A 15,689-nucleotide genomic window follows, 5' to 3' on the forward strand; every position below is an offset into this window, starting at 1 on the left:
ATGATACGTTTAAGTGAGTCCACGACACGCGGCACGCAGCGGTGCCCGCCGAAGGAGAACCCGATGACCGATCTGCCCTACCGCGACCCCAGCCTCAGCACGGCCGAGCGGGTCGACGACCTGATGTCCCGCCTCTCGGTGGAGGACAAGGCCGGCCAGCTCACCCAGTACTTCTACATGGCCAGCTTCGGCGAGCTGCCCGTCGATTTCGACTTCGAGGCCCTGCCGCCCGAGGCGCAGTCGTTCGCCAAGCAGCCGCTCATGGTGAAGGACGCGATCGCCGCGGGCAAGGCCGGCTCGGCCCTGTTCGTCAAGGACGCGGCCACCGCCAACATCCTGCAGCGCAAGGCGGTCGAGGAGAGCCCGCACGGCATCCCGCTCATCTTCGGCTACGACGTCATCCACGGCTTCCGCACCATCTTCCCGGTGCCGATCGCGCAGGCGGCGTCCTGGGATCCCGAGGCCGTCGAGGCCGGCCAGCGCGTCGCCGCCCGCGAGGCCCGCGCGGTGGGCATCCACTGGGCGTTCGCCCCGATGGTCGACATCGCGCGCGACCCCCGCTGGGGCCGCATCATCGAGGGTGCCGGCGAGGATCCTTGCCTCGGCTCGGCCATCGCCGCCGCCCAGGTGCGCGGCTTCCAGGGCGGCGTCAAAGGCAACGCCATCGGCGACGAGAGCATCCTGGCCGGCCCCAAGCACTTCGCCGGTTATGGCGCCGCCGTCGGCGGCCGCGATTACGACGACGCCGACATCTCCGACTCGGAGCTCCGCAACGTCTACCTCCCGCCCTTCAAGGCGGCCGTGGACGCCGGCGCCGCGAACCTGATGAGCGCCTACATGGACCTCAACGGCGTCCCCGCGTCGGCCAACTGCTGGCTGCTCAACGACGTGCTGCGCGACGAGTGGGGCTTCACCGGCTGGGTCGTCTCCGACGCCAACGCCATCCGCTCGCTCGAGACCCAGCACCACGCCAAGGACCTCACGGACGCCGGCGCCCGCGGCCTGCACGCGGGCAACGACATGGAGATGTGCATGTTCGACCCGGCGTTCAACCGCCTGCCGGACGCCGTCGCCGCCGGCCTGGTCAGCGAGGAGGAACTCGACGTCTCGGTGCGCCGCGTGCTCACCGCCAAGGTCGAGCTCGGCCTCTTCGAGCACCCCTACGCCGACGAGGACGCGGTGGCCGCCGTGCTGGACGCCGCCGAGCACCGCGACGCCGCCCGCGCCTCCGCCGAGAAGACGTTCGTGCTGCTGCGCAACGAGGGCGCCACCCTGCCGCTGGACGCCGACGCCCTTGGCTCGATCGCGGTGATCGGCGAACTGGCCGACTCCCCGCGCGACACCCTGGGCCCGTGGGTGTTCGATCACGACACCGACGAGGCGGTCAGCATTCTCGCCGGCATCAAGGAGCGCACCGGCGACGGCGTCACCGTCGAGCACGTCCCCGGCGTGAAGGTGGAGCCGCGGCACTTCCCGTCCATGTTCGACCGCATGGATCCGACCACCCCGCAGACGCCCGAGGACCATGACGACGACGCCGAGCTCGCCCGCGCCATCGAGCTCGCCAAACGCTCGGACGTGGCGGTCGTCGTGATCGGCCAGCGCCAGAACCAGATCGGTGAGAACGCCTCGGCGGGCACCCTGGAGCTGCCCGGACGCCAGCTCGAACAGCTGCAGGCGCTGGTCGCCACCGGGACGCCGGTGGTCGCGCTCGTGATGTCCGGGCGTCCGCTCGACCTGCGCTGGGCCAACGAGCACGTGCCGGCGATCCTGCAGGTCTGGTACCCCGGCACCCGCGGCGGCGAGGCGGTGGCGTCCGCGCTGTTCGGCGACGTCAGCCCCGCCGGACGCCTGCCCATCACCTGGCCGCGTCACGTCGGCCAGGTGCCGATGTACCACAACCACTACCGCACCTTCCAGCCCGAGGCGCAGGGGCAGCGCTACTGGGACGAGGAGTCGACGCCGCTGTACCCCTTCGGCCACGGCCTGTCGTACGCCGCGTTCAGCTATGCCGACCTGCGGGCCCCCGAGACGGTTGCGGTGGGGGAGACGGCCACGGTGTCGGTGGCGGTCACGAACGACTCCTCGGTGGACGCCGAGGACGTCGTGCAGCTCTACGTGCACCAGCGCCACGGCACCTCGACCCGCCCGATCCGGGAGCTGAAGGGCTTCCGGCGGGTGCACGTGCCGGCGGGGGAGACGGTCACGGTCGAGTTCGAGCTCGGCCCCGACCAGCTCCGCTACTGGAGCGCCGTCACCCGCGACTGGGTGCAGGACGCCACCGTGCTGGATGTGTGGGCGGGCGGCTCGTCGGCGGCGGAGCTGGCGACCACCCTCGAGATCACGGGGTGAGCAGCCGGGTGAAGGACAGCGACGCCAGCTGCCACCGCTCGTCGGTGCGCACGTAGACCTCCGTCGTCACGAACGGGTTCGTCACCTCCTCACCGCCCACGACGGCCACGAGCCGCAGGGTGGTGAGGAGGACGGCAGTGTGATCGCTGAGGAGGGGGACGGTCACCGACTCCACGTCGACAGTCTTGTACTGGATGTCGCCGCGACGGATGACCTCCAGCTCCTGATCCTTGGTCATGGTCGCGCCCATGTGGACGAAGACCGCGTCGTCATGGACGCCTTCGGCCAGGGCGTCCGCGTCGCGCTCGGACATCTGGCGCCACGTCCGGGCCGACAGTTCGATGATCTCCTGCTGGGTCGTCACGGTCGCCATCCTCTCTTCGAGCACTGGGGACGCCTCGTGGCGGCCCGGGTGGATGCCAGCCTACGGCCGCCGGGGGCGCCGGGGGCGCCGGGGGCGCCGGGGGCGCCGGGGGTGACGTCGAAACCCCTGGCATCTGTGGGACGACTGTTGACAGACCGGGCCGCGGGCGGGTCTAATGAACGCGGGCACTGAAACCTTTAAACGCGGTTCTCGACGAGGAGAAACATGACCGACAGCAACGATCCCTCGAAGGGGTCCACCGATCCCTGGAAAAAGTCCGGCGACGCTTGGGATCGCTCGACGAATCCATGGGAGCAGCCGGTCGACCCGGCCCCCCACGTCGCCGCCGTGGGCGTGCCCGGTGCGGTGGCCGCCCAGCCCGGCACCGTGGTCGACATGGTCGAGCCCGACGAGCCCGGCACGTCCGCCAAGTACTCCGGCGGCTCGAAGTACCGCACCTACCTGTTCATGTACGCCCTCGCCAGCCTCGGCATCTTCGCGATCTGGGGCTCGATGGGCGGCATCATCCTGCCCAACCACGTGCAGTTGATCGAGTTCGGCAACTTCTTCACCGGCGCGGACGCCGGCGTTGATCTCGCCGCCCTGCAGAACCTCAAGGCCGCGGTCGAGGCAGGCACGGCCACCCCCATCGCCGAGGAGCAGCGCCTGCTCGGCCTGCTCGCCGGCTTCGACGCCGCCCGCGCCCAGGGTCTGGCCACCGTCACCGCCGTCGGCGTGTTCGTGACGATGTTCATCCAGCCCATCGTGGGTGTGCTGTCGGATCGCACCCGCTCTCCGTGGGGGCGTCGCGCGCCCTACGTCGCTGCGGGCACGGTCCTGGGCGCGCTGCTGCTCATCGCCCTGCGCTACTCCACCACGATCGTGCTCATGGCCATCTTCTGGTCACTGGCGCAGCTGATCATCAACGTGGCCCAGGGCCCGCTGACGGCCACGGTCGCCGACCGTGTCGTGCCGGAGAAGATCGGCTCCGCCTCGGCCATCTCCGGCCTGGGCCTCATGGCCGGTGCCGTGCTGGGTTCCGTGGCCGCCGGCATGCTGTTCGGCGTCATGGGGCTGGACGCCTACTACCCCTTCGCCATCGCGCTGGCGGCGGGCGGCATCCTGTTCGTGCTCGTCTGCCGCGACCGGTCCTCCCAAGAGCTCGACGTCGAACCGCTCAACCTCTGGCGGTTCATCCTGTCGTTCTTCATCCCGCTGTTCGACGCCGACTATCGCTGGGTTTGGATTGCCAAGATCGTCATGATGTTCGGCTACACCGTCGGCACGACTTTCGGTTTCTTCATGCTGCAGGGCTACATCCAGCCGGCGCTCTCGCCGGCGGAGGCGACGGCGACGGCCCCACTGCTGTCGCTGGCGGGCTTCCCGTTCATGCTGGTCGCCATGGTCATCGCGGGCCGGTGGTCGGACCGCCTTATGCGGCGGAAGCCCTTCGTGTTCTGGGCCTCGATCATCGCCGCGGCCTCCTACCTGGTGCCGATCTTCTGGCCCGCGCTGCCGGCCCTGTTCATCCAGGCCATCATCGGCGGCGCGGCGATGGGTACCTTCCTCGTGGTCGACCAGGCGCTGTTCATCGACGTCATCCCCGACAAGCGCACCGCCGGCCGTGACCTCGGCATGGGTGCTCTCGGCGGCAACCTCGGTCAGGCCCTCGGCCCGATCGTGGGCGGCTGGATCGTCGCCTGGTCCGGTTACCAGATGGTGTGGATCGCCGCCGTGGCCATCGTGCTCGTGGCCGCCTTCGCCATCCTGCCCGTCAAACGCGCCAAGTAACCCCACGCGCCGTCCGACCACCACAGCCCACCCCACCACAGCCCACCCCACCACAGCCCACCCACCGAGCCCGTGCCCGCGGCACCCCCGCCGCGGGCGTCCACCCCTGACCCGTTCCAGCACAAGGAGAGAACAGATGAACGACGTCCCCGTGACCCGCAAGATCGCCCTCACCGGTGGCCTGAACTTCTGGAACACCCAGCCGATCCCCGAGGCGGACCTGCCGAAGATCCAGGTGTCGGACGGCCCGCACGGCCTGCGCATGCAGGACACGGAGGTGTCGGGGGACCACGTCGGCATGGGCGGGTCGGCCCCGGCCACCTGCTTCCCGCCGGCGGTGGGGCTCGCGTCCACCTGGAACCGTGAGCTGGCCGGCGAGGTCGGCGCCGCGCTGGCCGAGGAGGCGAAGGCGCTGAACGTCGGCGTCCTGCTCGGGCCGGGCATGAACATCAAGCGCGACCCCCGCTGCGGGCGCAACTTCGAGTACTTCAGCGAGGATCCCTACGTCACCGGCGAGCTGGCGACCGCGTTCGTCCAGGGCGTGCAGGGCGGGGGCGTCGGCACGAGCCCGAAGCACTTCGCCGCCAACAACCAGGAGACCGACCGCCTGCGCCGCGACTCCCAGATCGACGAGCGCCCGCTGCGCGACATCTACCTCAACGCCTTCCGCAAGGTGGTGACGCAGGCGCAGCCGTGGACGATCATGTGCTCGTACAACAAGCTCAACGGCACGCAGGTGAGCAACCACCGCTGGCTCCTCACCGATGTGCTGAAGAACGAGTGGGGCTTCGAGGGCCTCGTGGTCTCCGACTGGGGTGCGGTGGTCGATCGCGTGGCCGCGCTGAAGGCCGGCCTCGACCTCGAGATGCCCGCCAATGCGGCCGCCGAGCGCGCCACCGTGGCCGCCTACGAGGCCGGTGACCTCGACGAGGCCACCATCGACGGTGCCTACCAGCGCGTGGCGCGCATCGTCCGCAAGGCCGTCGACTCCCTGGCTGACGCCCCCGACAGCTTCGACGTCGAGGGCCACCACGCCCTCGGACGCCGCGCCGCCGAGCAGGCGATCGTGCTGCTGGCCAATGACGGCGTCCTGCCGCTGGCCAAGGACGCCGACGTGGTCGTCATCGGCGAGTTCGCTCGGACGCCGCGCTACCAGGGCGCCGGCTCGTCGCGGGTCAACCCGACGAAGGTGGACAACACGCTCGACCGGATCAACGAGCTGGCCGGTTCGCAGGTGCCGTTCGCGCCCGGTTTCTCGACCCAGCCGAACAAGCCGGCGCCGCAGAACGCGCACGCCGAGGCCGTCGAGCTGGCGCGCGGCGCGGGGACGGTGCTGCTGTTCCTGGGGCTCGGCGAGGCCCACGAGTCCGAGGGCTACGACCGTGACGACATCGACCTGCCCGCCGAGCAGCTCGCGTTGCTGGACGACATCCTGGCCGTCAACGAGAACGTCGTCGTGGTGCTGAGCAACGGCTCCTCGGTGCTGCTGCCGTTCCGGGCCAAGGTGCGCGCCATCGTCGAGGGCTGGCTGCTCGGCCAGGCCGGCGGCCCGGCGCTCGCCGATGTGCTGTACGGCGAGGTCAACCCGTCCGGCAAGCTCACCGAGACGATTCCGGAGCGCCTCGAGGACGTGCCCAGCTTCTACAACTTCCCCGGTGACGTGAACGGCGTCCGCTACGGCGAGGGCCTGTTCGTCGGCTACCGCGGCTATGACAAGGCGAATCTCGACGTCGCCTACCCGTTCGGCCACGGCCTGAGCTACACCTCGTTCGCCTACGCGGACGTGTCGGCGACGGCGTCCGGCAACGCCATCACCGTGCAGGTGACCGTGACGAACACCGGCGAGCGGGCCGGCCGCGAGGTCGTCCAGGTGTACGTGTCGAAGCCCGACTCCGAGGTCGTGCGCGTGCCGCGCGAGCTCAAGGGCTTCGCCGACGTGACGCTCGAGCCCGGGGCGTCCGAGACGCTCACCATCGAGATCCCGGCCGAGGAGCTCGGCTACTGGGAGGTGCGCGACGCCGCGCACGTCATCGAGGGCGGTACGTACGTCGTCGAGGTCGGCGCGTCGAGCCGCGACCTGCGGGGCCGCGCCGGGGTGGAGCTCGAGGGCGACGCCCCCGTGCGTCCGCTGACGATGCAGTCGACCATGGGCGAGGCGCTGTCCGTGCCCGGCTTCGCCGATCGGCTGCAGGCCATGATGGCCGACCTGTTCGGTACGGGGGACCAGGACGGCGAAGGGCTCGGCAGCGACGCCATGCGGATGATGCAGGACTTCCCGATCCGGGGCATGGCCGGCTTCACCGGGCGCGAGCCCGAGGAGCTGCAGGCGATGCTCGACGAGGTGAACGCCAGCCGCGCGTCGGGCGCGGATCGCTGACGTGCCCCCCACCGTTCGGGGCGTGCTGCGCGACGACTTCCTCTGGGGCGCGGCCACGGCCGCGCACCAGATCGAGGGCAACAACGTCAACGCCGACTTCTGGGCGGCGGAGCACGCCGGGCTGCCGCACCTGAAGGAGCCCAGCGGGGACGCCTGCGATTCCTACCACCGCTTCGGCGAGGACATCCGGCTGCTCGCCGAGGCGGGGCTGAAGGCGTACCGGTTCAGCATCGAGTGGGCGCGCATCGAGCCCGAGCGCGGCCACGTCAGCCGGGCCGAGCTGCTGCACTACCGGGACATGATCGACACCTGCCACGCGTTCGGGGTGGAGCCGATCATCACGCTGCACCACTTCACCAGCCCGCGCTGGTTCGCGTCGGCCGGGGGCTTCATGGCCCCGGACGCCGTGGAGCGGTTCAGTGCCTACGTCGCGGCCGTGTGCCCGATCTTGCACGACGTGAACTGGGTGGTGACCGTCAACGAGCCGAACATCCTCGCGCTGTTCAGCCGCATGACGGCCACGCCGGAGGGGGCGGCGTCCGAGGGGGCGGCGTCCGAAGCGAACGGGGCAGGGGAGGCCGGGTCGGACCAGACCGCGACCGTGGCGATGGCGCAGCTCCCGATGCCGTCGCTGGAGTTCGCCGCCCGGATCGGCGAGGTGCACCGGGCGGCCGTCCGGATCCTCCGCGACCAGACGGCCGCGAAGGTCGGCTGGGCGGTCGCCGCGCAGGCGTTCACGCCCACCGAGGGCAACGAGGCGGTGTTCGAGAAGGTCTTCCATGCGTGGGAGGGGGCCTACTACGAGGCCAGCGCGGGCGACGACTTCGTCGGGATCCAGGCGTACACGAGCCAACCAGTGGACGCGAACGGCCCCGTGCCCCACCCGCCGAGCCCGGAGAACTCCCTCGCCGGTTGGGCCTACCGCCCGGACGCCCTGGGCATCAACGTCGCCCGGGTGTGGGAGAAGTACGGCCTGCCGATCTTCGTCACCGAGAACGGCATCGCCACCGACGACGACACCCGCCGCATCGCCTACACCACCGGTGCCCTGCAGGGCATGAAGGACGCCGTCGCCGACGGCGCCGAGGTGCTCGGCTACACCCACTGGTCGCTGCTCGACAACTACGAGTGGGGCAGCTACACCCCGACCTTCGGGCTCATCGCGGTGAACCGGGCCGGGGACTTCGAGCGGACGCCCAAGCCCTCGCTGGCGTGGCTCGGCCGGGTCGCGGCGTCCAACGGCGAGGACCTCGGCTGAGGTTCGACCCGTCCAGGGTCAGGTGAACGGCTCAGGCCCGCAGCCCGGTGAGCGTCGCCTCGACGCGCCGGGCGCGGGTCTCGGGCCGCTTCGCGCCCTCGATGGCCTCGGCGGCCTCGCGCCGCTTCGTGTAGCTCCACGCCTCCCAGGTGCGCTGCAGGGCGGGCTCCGCGGCGAACGCCTCGGCCAGCTCGGCGGGCACCTCGACCGTCCGTTCGGCCGTGTCGAGGGTGAGGTCGAGGGTGTAGGTCCGGCCGGCCTCGACCCCGGTCAGGGCCTTGTTGGCCTTGCTCAGCCCGATGAGGAAGCACCCACCCATGGGGGCGATGGAGGTGTGCAACGTCGCGTCGCCCACGGTGACCACCACCTTGGGGCGCTTGCCGCCGCCGAGTTCGGCGATGACCGACTCGGGCACCCGGAAGCCGGTGTTGGACGCCGTGATCGCCTCGGCGGTCAGCTCGATCTGCATGGCGCGTGGGGCTCAGGCGCCGACGTCGTGGGTGTGGTGCACGAGGTCGTGCGCGAAGTACTGCCCGAGCGTGGCGGCGGTGAACACCGAGCCGTTCGAGCGGACGCCCTGCCAGTTCCACTGGTCGCCGACCGGCTCCGACCAGGCCTTCTGGGCCGCGGCACCGCGCTCCTTCACGAGAATCGCGGTCACGTGCCCGTTGGCCTGCCAGTACTCCTTCTCTGCGGCGGCCGCGTCGGCGTCGAAGTCGTCGAAGCGGGCGCCGGCCCCGACACTGTCGAGGATGAGGCGCAGACGGTCGCCCATCACCTCCATCAGGTCGGCCACGTGCTGGGCGTACTCGATGGTGGACCAGGTGCGCGGCGCGGGGCGCAGGGCGGCGTCTGGCCGCTCGACCGTGACGGTGAACCGCTCGGTGACGTCGGCGATGACGGCGGGGATCTGCTCGGGGGCCAACGCGCCGGCGTCGAAACCGCACTCGGGGCAGGGGCGGTCGAGCACCCACGTCCAGTCCTTGGCGTCCGGGGTCGTGGGTTCGGGCGGGGTGGTCTGCTCGGTCACGGGCCGAGCCTAGCCGCGGCGGCGCCCTGCGGCATGATGCAGCCATGGACGAACGTCGTGCCCCGCTGCGGTGGGGGATCCGCGGGCGCATCACCACGGTGGCGACCCTGCTCGTCGGGGTGGCCCTGCTCCTCGGCATCGGGGTGTTCGCCAACGTCCTGTTCCGGGTGCTCGCCAACCAGCTGCAGGCGTCGGCCATCTCCCAGGCCGGCCTCGTGGCCCGGGCCGTCGCCGATCGCGGGCCGGCTTCCGTCCGCGGCACCGACGTGACATCGGCCTTCGACGTCCAGGTGGTCGACCCGTACGGCAACGTCGCCTACACCACCAGCGACAGCACGCCGCTGGCCGCGCTGCGACCGCTGCCGGGTGGGGTGCTCGCCGAGGGCGGCGGGGGCTGGTGGTGGCCGTTCGTGGCGGAGGAGGCCCCCATCGTCGCGGCGCAAGGGGTCGAGTACGACGGGGCGCCGTGGGCCGTTCTGGTGGCCACGCCCCTGGGCCGGCCGCACGAGACGGTCTCGATCACCGTGGGTGTGCTGCTGGCGTCCCTGCCGCTCGTGCTGGCGCTGGTGGCCGTCGTCGCGTGGTGGGTGGTGGGCCGCGCGCTGCGGCCGGTGGAGGATCTCCGCGCCCAGGTCGAGGCGATCGGCGCGACCCGGCTGGGCGAGCGCGTGCCGGTGCCCGACTCGCGCGACGAGATTGCCGCGCTGGCCGTCACCATGAACGCCATGCTGGCCCGCCTCGCGGCCGCCCGCGAGGCCCAGCTGCTCTTCGTCGCCGACGCCAGCCACGAGTTGCGCTCGCCGGTGACCGCGCTGAGCGGGGCGCTGGAGCTCATCGGGGACGGGTCGGACGGCCAGGTCGTCGGCGACCTCGTGCCGCTCATGCGCTCCGAGACCGAGCGCCTGGGGACGCTCGTCGCCGGCCTGCTCTACCTCGCCCGGGCCGACGCCCAGCCGGCGCCGACCCGGGTCGACGTCGACCTCGACGACCTCGCGCTGGCCGAGGTGACCCGGCTGCGGGCGGGTTCCGGGCCCCGGTCCGGGGCGGGAGCGGGCATCGAGGTGCGCGGCCACATCGCGCCCGTCCGGGTGGTGGGGGATCCGGAGGCGCTCACGCACCTGCTGCGCAACCTCGGCGACAACGCGGTGCGGCACGCCGCGAGCCGCGTGGTGGTCGGCGTGGGTGCCGCCGACGCCGTCGCCACCCTCACGGTCGAGGACGACGGGGCCGGCGTTCCGCCCGCCGAGCGGGGCCGGATCTTCGAGCGCTTCGTCCGGCTCGACGCGGCGCGCTCCCGCGACGCGGGCGGCGCGGGCCTCGGGCTCGCGATCGTCGCCGAGATCGCCCGCTCCCACGGGGGCACGGTGCGGGTCGACGACTCGCCAAGCCTGGGGGGTGCCCGGTTCACCGTGACGGTTTCGTGACAGTGAGTGCGCGCTCACTCGCGCGCTGAGGCGGGACAAGGCGCGGGTGCGCGATCGAGTGTCACGTTTTCCTCGCTCGGGCCCGATCACGGGCACCCCAGCGGTGGGCAGCGGCGCGGAGGGTCAGCCGTCGTCGCGCAGCCGGTAGCCCACGCCCCGCACCGTTTCGATCGAGGTTGCGCCGAAGGGTGCGTCCACCTTCCTGCGGAGGTAGCCGATGTAGACCTCGACGACGTTGGGGTCCCCGTCGTAGGCGCTGTCCCACACGTTCTGCAGGATCTGCGTCTTGCTCAGCGCGGCGTTCGGGTGCCGCAGCAGGTATTCGAGCAGCGCGAACTCCCTCGGGGTGAGGCTCACCGGGGTGCCGTCCCGGGTCACGGTGTGGGCGCCCGGGTCGAGCTCGATCCCCGCCGCGCTGACCGTCACCGGACGCTCCGGCGTGCCGCGGCGCTGGAGCGCACGCAGCCGGGCCTTCAACACGACGAGGCTGAACGGCTTGGTCAGGTAGTCGTCGGCGCCGAGGTCGAAGGCGTCCTCCTGGTCGTACTCGCCGTCCTTGGCGGTGAGCATGAGCACGGGGGTCCACACTCGGCGGCTGCGGAGGTGCTTCAGCACGTCGTAGCCGTTGAGTCGCGGCAGCATGATGTCGAGGACGATGACGTCGTAGGAGCCCTGCGTGGCGGCCACCAGGCCCTGGGCGCCGTCGCGCTCCACGTCCACCACGTGGCCCTCACCCGTCAGCCCGCGGCGCACGACCTCCGCGATGGCCGGGTCGTCCTCCACGACGAGCACCCGCATGGTTCCCTCCTCAGCAACGCTGCCCCCATCCTGCCGGGTCAGGGCCCGGCGCGCGCCTGAGCGCGCGCTGAGAGCGGCGCCCGTCCTTCGCGTTCTCTCAGCCGGCGCGAGGCACCCTCTCTGTGTTGATCGTCCCGAAAGGAACTCCCGTGAGCACCCAGACCCCCTACCCCACGCAGCACCCGTACCCCCAGCAAGACCAGTACCCCCGGCAGGACCAGTACCCCCAGCAGGGCCAGTACCCCGAGCAGGGCCAGTACCCCCAGCAAGGCCAGTACGCCGGGCCGACCGCGTTCCAGGCGCCTATCCCATCTCCGGCTCCGGCCCCCACCGGCTCCGGGGCCTCCCGCGGCGGATGGGCGCGGCCGGCGGCAATCGGGCTGGCGGCGGGGGCGCTCAGCTCCCTGCTGACCATCGGCGGCATGCAGACACTCGCGCCGGTGGCCACCACCGCGCCGACCGCGGCGGCCCCCGCCGCCGTCTCGGGCAGCGCGTCGACCACCGGCTGGGCGGCCGTGGCCAGTGCGGTGGCGCCGAGCGTCGTCTCGATCGGTGTCACCACCGCCCAGGGTGCGGGCGCCGGCTCGGGCGTCGTCTGGGACGCCGCCGGGCACGTCGTCACCAACGCGCACGTGGTGGCCGGTGCCGGCACCGGCGCCACCATCACGGTCACCCTCTCCGACGGTCACCGTTACGACGCCGACGTGGTGGGAACCGACCCGACCACCGATCTGGCCGTGCTCCAGCTCCGCAACGCCCCCGACGGGCTCACCCCGATCGACCACTCCGCCACCCAGGTCGGGGTGGGGGACGCGGTCATGGCCATCGGCAACCCGCTGGGGCTGGCGGGCACGGTGACGACCGGCATCGTGAGCGCCATCGACCGCCCCGTCGCCACGTCGGCGTCCGAGGTGGGCAGCAGCCAGCCGGTGGTGACCAACGCGATCCAGACTTCCGCGGCCATCAACCCGGGCAACTCCGGCGGCGCGCTCGTGAACGACGCCGGCACCCTGGTGGGCATCAACAGCTCGATCGCGAGCCTCACCCAGGGCTCGGGGCAGGCGGGCAACATCGGCATCGGCTTCGCGATTCCCACCGCCGAGGTCGACCTGATCGTGCCGCAGCTCATCAGCACCGGCACGGCGCAGCACGCCTACCTCGGCGTGGGCAGCCGGGACGCGGTGGCCACGACCGACGGTGCCTCCGTGACCGGCGCGGGCATCGAGCAGGTGGTCGGCAACGGCCCCGCCGCGTCAGTGCTCCAGCCCGGTGACATCGTGACCGCGATCGATGGCGCGCCGGTGACCGGCACCTGGTCCCTCATCGGCCACGTCCGGGCGCTCCCGGTCGGTCAGCAGGTGATGGTGTCGTTCGTGCGCGGCTCCCAGCCGATGTCGGGCCAGGTCACGCTGGGTCAGAACCCGAACAGCTGACGCGGCACTCTCAGGCGTCGCACTCGAAGCGCTGGTCCATCTCGAGGGCCGGGAACGACTCCTTGGGGAACGCGATCAGCTTGGCGGGCACCCCCGCGACGGTCGAGTGCGCCGGGACGTCCTCCAACACGACGCTGCCCGCCCCGATCTTGGCGCCCTCGCCGACGCGGATGTTGCCCAGCACCTTCGCGCCGGCGCCGATCATCACGCCGCGGGCGATCTTGGGGTGGCGGTCGCCCCCCACCTTGCCGGTGCCGCCCAGGGTCACCTCGTGCAGCATCGAGAAGTCGTCCTCGATGACCGCCGTCTCGCCGATCACCACGGACGTGGCGTGGTCGAACATCACGCCGCGCCCGATGCGGGCACCGGGGTGGATGTCGACCGCGAACACCTCCGAGATGCGACTCTGCAGGAACAGGGCGAGCGCCTGGCGGTCGCTCACCCAGAAGTGGTGCGCCATCCGGAACGACTGCACGGCGTGGAAGCCCTTGTAGTACAGCAGGGGCTGGCTGTAGCCGCGCGTCGCGGGGTCGCGGGTCACGACGGCCTGCAGGTCGGCCAGCACCGACTCCTCGATCCATGGGTCGCCGTCGAAGGCCTGGTGGGCCAGGTCGAGCACCGTGAGGGCCGACATGGTGGCGCCCGACAGCTTGTGCGCGAGCAAGCTGCCGAGCGCCCCCATCAAGCTGTTGTGCCGCAGGATCGCCTCGTTGAGGAAGCCGGCCAGGCACGGTTCCCGCTCCGCGTCCCGCGCCGCCTCGGCGCGGATGGCGGGCCAGATCTGGTCGTCGGGGACGGGCTGGGTCATGGCGGTTCCTTCATCGGATCGGCGGGCGCGCCCCAGCCTAGACTCATCCGGCCCGACGCCATCAGGCCCGACGCCATCAGGCCCGGACCGTTCAGGCCCGGACCCCTCGGGCCCAGCCTCATCCGGCCAGCGCGTCGATCTCCTCCAGCAGGCGGGCCCGGGTGGCGGCGTCCGCCACGTGGCGCACGACCGCGTTGCGAAGGCGCCCCCAGTCCTCCTTCTGGAGCGCGGTGAGCATCTGCTGGAGCTGGCCGAGGCTGACGTCCGCCGCGATCAGGCGTCCGCGCAGCCCCTCGGCGGTCACGACCACCTCGAACGTGCTGGACGCCGTCGCGGTGCCACCCGCCCCGCTCGCCGTGGCCGTCACCGTGTGCCGGCCGAGCGTGAGGGCGGACGCCTCGATCGACCCGGACGTCACCGCCGCGCCGTCCAGGGTGACGGTCACGTCCGTGGCGTCGGTCGTGCTCGCCGCCACCGCGAACCGCTCCCCGCGCTCCACCGTGCTGCCGTCGGCCGGCGCCACGACGGTCACCGTCGGGGCCGGAGCCGGGGCGGGGGCCGGGGCCTGCTCCCGGGCCGTCAACCACCCGCCGAGCGCGCCCGGCCGGTTCGTGATGATGCCGTCGACGCCGGCGTCGGTGAGCCACGCCCAGTCGGTGGCGGCGTCGGCGGTCCAGGCGAACACGGCGACCCCGGCGGCGTTCAGCTCGCCCACCAGCGACGGTCGGTTGCGCAGCGCGCCGAAGGAGGGGTTGTACGCCACCACGCCGAGGTCGCGGCTGACGGCGACCGGATCGGCGTCGAGCTGGCCGCGCAGCAGGCTTAGGCGGATCGACGGGTCGTGCGCGCGTGCTGCCCGCAGGACGGCCTCGTCAAAGCTCTGCACCAGCGTGCGGTCGGCCATGCCGGCCGCGCGCACCGCGTCGAGGATGCGGGCCACCTCGGCGGGCGTCTCGGGGCCCTTGATCTCGAGCAGCAGGTCGCTGGTGGAACGTGCGGTGACCTCCAGCGCCTCGTCGAGGGTCGGCACACGCTGCGCGGCGAACGCCGCGTCGAACCACGAGCCGGCGTCGAGGCCGGTGAGGGCCGGCCCGGTCAGCCCGCTCACACGCCCGCTGCCCGGCGTCGTGCGGTCCACCGTGTCGTCGTGCATGATCACCGGGACGCCATCGGCGGAGGTGTGCACGTCGGTCTCGACCCAGGCGGCACCCGCGCGCGCCCCGGCCACCAGGGCGGCGAGCGTGTTCTCGGGGTTCACGGCGCTGTAGCCGCGGTGGGCGGCGATCGCCGGGAGCTCCCCGTCGCCCTGGTTCAACGTGGCGGGCTCGATCTCGGTGACGACCACATTGTCGAAGCTGACGGTCGATCCGTCGGCGACCAGCCCTTGGACGCCGTCCGCCGTACGTTGCACCCGCCCCTCCAACACCGGTGCGCCGTCGAAGAACCAGCGCACCTGCGTGCCGCGCACCTCGATCGACACGGCCACGTCACGACCGACCCCGGCGTCGGTGGGCGCGGACGCGGTGAAGGGGACGTTCCACCCGTTCGACGGCGTCCGCTGGGCGATCTCGATGCCGTTGGCCGCGGTGGACGTCGTGCGCATCACGGCCTGCCACCAGGGCACCGCGCCATCGGCGGGGGCGTCCACCAGCACGCCCGCCCAGCGGGTCGCGTTGGCGACCTGCTCGAACCGGACGTCGGCGTCCAGGCGGTAGTTGGTGAGGTTCTCCCCGAAGGTCATGCGCGAGATCTGGCCGCCGCTCACCACCAGCCGGCCGTCGACGACCGACCAAGGCCCGGCCACCGCCCGCCAGCCCGCCGGCACCTGGCCGTCGTCGAAGTTCTCACTGATCACGACGTCGCCCGGCGCCGCCTGCGCGGTGGGCGCGGCGAGGCCGAGACCGAGGGTGGACGCCCCGAGCAGCGCGGCGAGCGCGCCGGCGGCGAGGCGACGGGGGGAACGGGGCATGGGGGGCTCCTTCGACGACGGCGGATCAATGCCGCGTCGACGCTAACCGCCCGGTGTGACATTCCGGGGCCCCCGGGGTGACGCG

At 72.1% G+C, this 15,689-nt stretch carries 12 protein-coding genes; 6 read left to right on the forward strand and 6 right to left on the reverse strand.

What is annotated here, in order from left to right; translation table 11 throughout:
• Positions 1 to 63 precede the first annotated feature (63 nt).
• Positions 64 to 2,352 carry a glycoside hydrolase family 3 N-terminal domain-containing protein gene (locus IFY26_RS09235; RefSeq protein ID WP_232548716.1) on the forward strand — a complete coding sequence of 763 codons (2,289 nt, stop codon included), beginning with the start codon at positions 64 to 66 and terminating at the stop codon, positions 2,350 to 2,352.
• Here IFY26_RS09235 and IFY26_RS09240 read toward each other — a convergent pair.
• Positions 2,342 to 2,716 (reverse strand): nuclear transport factor 2 family protein, encoded by a 375-nt coding sequence (locus IFY26_RS09240; protein WP_232548717.1) that lies wholly within the window; start codon positions 2,714 to 2,716, stop codon positions 2,342 to 2,344. The genes IFY26_RS09235 and IFY26_RS09240 overlap by 11 nt on opposite strands.
• Before the next feature lie 225 nt (positions 2,717 to 2,941).
• Between IFY26_RS09240 and IFY26_RS09245 the strand changes: the two genes are divergently transcribed.
• From IFY26_RS09245 to IFY26_RS09255, 3 genes are all read left to right on the forward strand, one after another.
• Positions 2,942 to 4,507 carry an MFS transporter gene (locus IFY26_RS09245; RefSeq protein WP_232548718.1) on the forward strand — a complete coding sequence of 522 codons (1,566 nt, stop codon included), beginning with the start codon at positions 2,942 to 2,944 and terminating at the stop codon, positions 4,505 to 4,507.
• A gap of 136 nt (positions 4,508 to 4,643) precedes the next feature.
• Positions 4,644 to 6,884 carry a glycoside hydrolase family 3 C-terminal domain-containing protein gene (locus tag IFY26_RS09250; RefSeq protein WP_232548719.1) on the forward strand — a complete coding sequence of 747 codons (2,241 nt, stop codon included), beginning with the start codon at positions 4,644 to 4,646 and terminating at the stop codon, positions 6,882 to 6,884.
• Position 6,885: 1 nt separating this feature from the next.
• Positions 6,886 to 8,142 (forward strand): glycoside hydrolase family 1 protein, encoded by a 1,257-nt coding sequence (locus tag IFY26_RS09255; RefSeq protein ID WP_232548720.1) that lies wholly within the window; start codon positions 6,886 to 6,888, stop codon positions 8,140 to 8,142.
• 31 nt (positions 8,143 to 8,173) lie between these two features.
• Here IFY26_RS09255 and IFY26_RS09260 read toward each other — a convergent pair whose 3' ends face one another.
• Positions 8,174 to 8,611 (reverse strand): YdeI/OmpD-associated family protein, encoded by a 438-nt coding sequence (locus IFY26_RS09260; RefSeq protein WP_232548721.1) that lies wholly within the window; start codon positions 8,609 to 8,611, stop codon positions 8,174 to 8,176.
• 12 nt (positions 8,612 to 8,623) lie between these two features.
• Positions 8,624 to 9,172 carry a DinB family protein gene (locus IFY26_RS09265; RefSeq protein ID WP_232548722.1) on the reverse strand — a complete coding sequence of 183 codons (549 nt, stop codon included), beginning with the start codon at positions 9,170 to 9,172 and terminating at the stop codon, positions 8,624 to 8,626.
• A gap of 44 nt (positions 9,173 to 9,216) precedes the next feature.
• Here IFY26_RS09265 and IFY26_RS09270 point away from each other — a divergent pair, with 44 nt between their 5' ends.
• Positions 9,217 to 10,596, forward strand: coding sequence for a HAMP domain-containing sensor histidine kinase (locus tag IFY26_RS09270; protein ID WP_232548723.1), 1,380 nt, complete (start codon positions 9,217 to 9,219; stop codon positions 10,594 to 10,596).
• A gap of 123 nt (positions 10,597 to 10,719) precedes the next feature.
• Here IFY26_RS09270 and IFY26_RS09275 read toward each other — a convergent pair whose 3' ends face one another.
• Positions 10,720 to 11,394 carry a response regulator transcription factor gene (locus IFY26_RS09275; RefSeq protein ID WP_232548724.1) on the reverse strand — a complete coding sequence of 225 codons (675 nt, stop codon included), beginning with the start codon at positions 11,392 to 11,394 and terminating at the stop codon, positions 10,720 to 10,722.
• A 149-nt stretch (positions 11,395 to 11,543) separates the two neighbouring features.
• On the opposite strand from IFY26_RS09275, the gene IFY26_RS09280 reads away from it, so the two are divergent.
• Positions 11,544 to 12,827: a S1C family serine protease gene (locus IFY26_RS09280; RefSeq protein WP_232548725.1), complete on the forward strand. Its 1,284-nt coding sequence runs from the start codon at positions 11,544 to 11,546 to the stop codon at positions 12,825 to 12,827.
• A 10-nt stretch (positions 12,828 to 12,837) separates the two neighbouring features.
• On the opposite strand, the gene cysE is transcribed toward IFY26_RS09280, so the two are convergent.
• Positions 12,838 to 13,635, reverse strand: coding sequence for a serine O-acetyltransferase (gene cysE, locus IFY26_RS09285; protein WP_232548726.1), 798 nt, complete (start codon positions 13,633 to 13,635; stop codon positions 12,838 to 12,840).
• A 118-nt stretch (positions 13,636 to 13,753) separates the two neighbouring features.
• Positions 13,754 to 15,604, reverse strand: a complete 1,851-nt coding sequence (locus tag IFY26_RS09290) for a glycerophosphodiester phosphodiesterase (protein WP_232548727.1) — start codon at positions 15,602 to 15,604, stop codon at positions 13,754 to 13,756.
• Between the last annotated feature and the right edge of the window lie 85 nt (positions 15,605 to 15,689).

It is taken from the genome of Propioniciclava soli (assembly GCF_014858005.1).
GTDB lineage: Bacteria > Actinomycetota > Actinomycetes > Propionibacteriales > Propionibacteriaceae > Propioniciclava > Propioniciclava soli.

What these genes read in the sequence shown, in the direction of transcription:
- IFY26_RS09235 (WP_232548716.1), top strand. Translation starts at nt 64, where the DNA reads ATGACCGATCTGCCCTACCGCGACCCCAGCCTCAGCACGGCCGAGCGG.
- IFY26_RS09245 (WP_232548718.1), top strand. Translation starts at nt 2,942, where the DNA reads ATGACCGACAGCAACGATCCCTCGAAGGGGTCCACCGATCCCTGGAAA.
- IFY26_RS09250 (WP_232548719.1), top strand. Translation starts at nt 4,644, where the DNA reads ATGAACGACGTCCCCGTGACCCGCAAGATCGCCCTCACCGGTGGCCTG.
- IFY26_RS09260 (WP_232548721.1), bottom strand. Translation starts at nt 8,611, where the DNA reads ATGCAGATCGAGCTGACCGCCGAGGCGATCACGGCGTCCAACACCGGC.
- IFY26_RS09270 (WP_232548723.1), top strand. Translation starts at nt 9,217, where the DNA reads ATGGACGAACGTCGTGCCCCGCTGCGGTGGGGGATCCGCGGGCGCATC.
- IFY26_RS09275 (WP_232548724.1), bottom strand. Translation starts at nt 11,394, where the DNA reads ATGCGGGTGCTCGTCGTGGAGGACGACCCGGCCATCGCGGAGGTCGTG.
- cysE (WP_232548726.1), bottom strand. Translation starts at nt 13,635, where the DNA reads ATGACCCAGCCCGTCCCCGACGACCAGATCTGGCCCGCCATCCGCGCC.
- IFY26_RS09290 (WP_232548727.1), bottom strand. Translation starts at nt 15,604, where the DNA reads ATGCCCCGTTCCCCCCGTCGCCTCGCCGCCGGCGCGCTCGCCGCGCTG.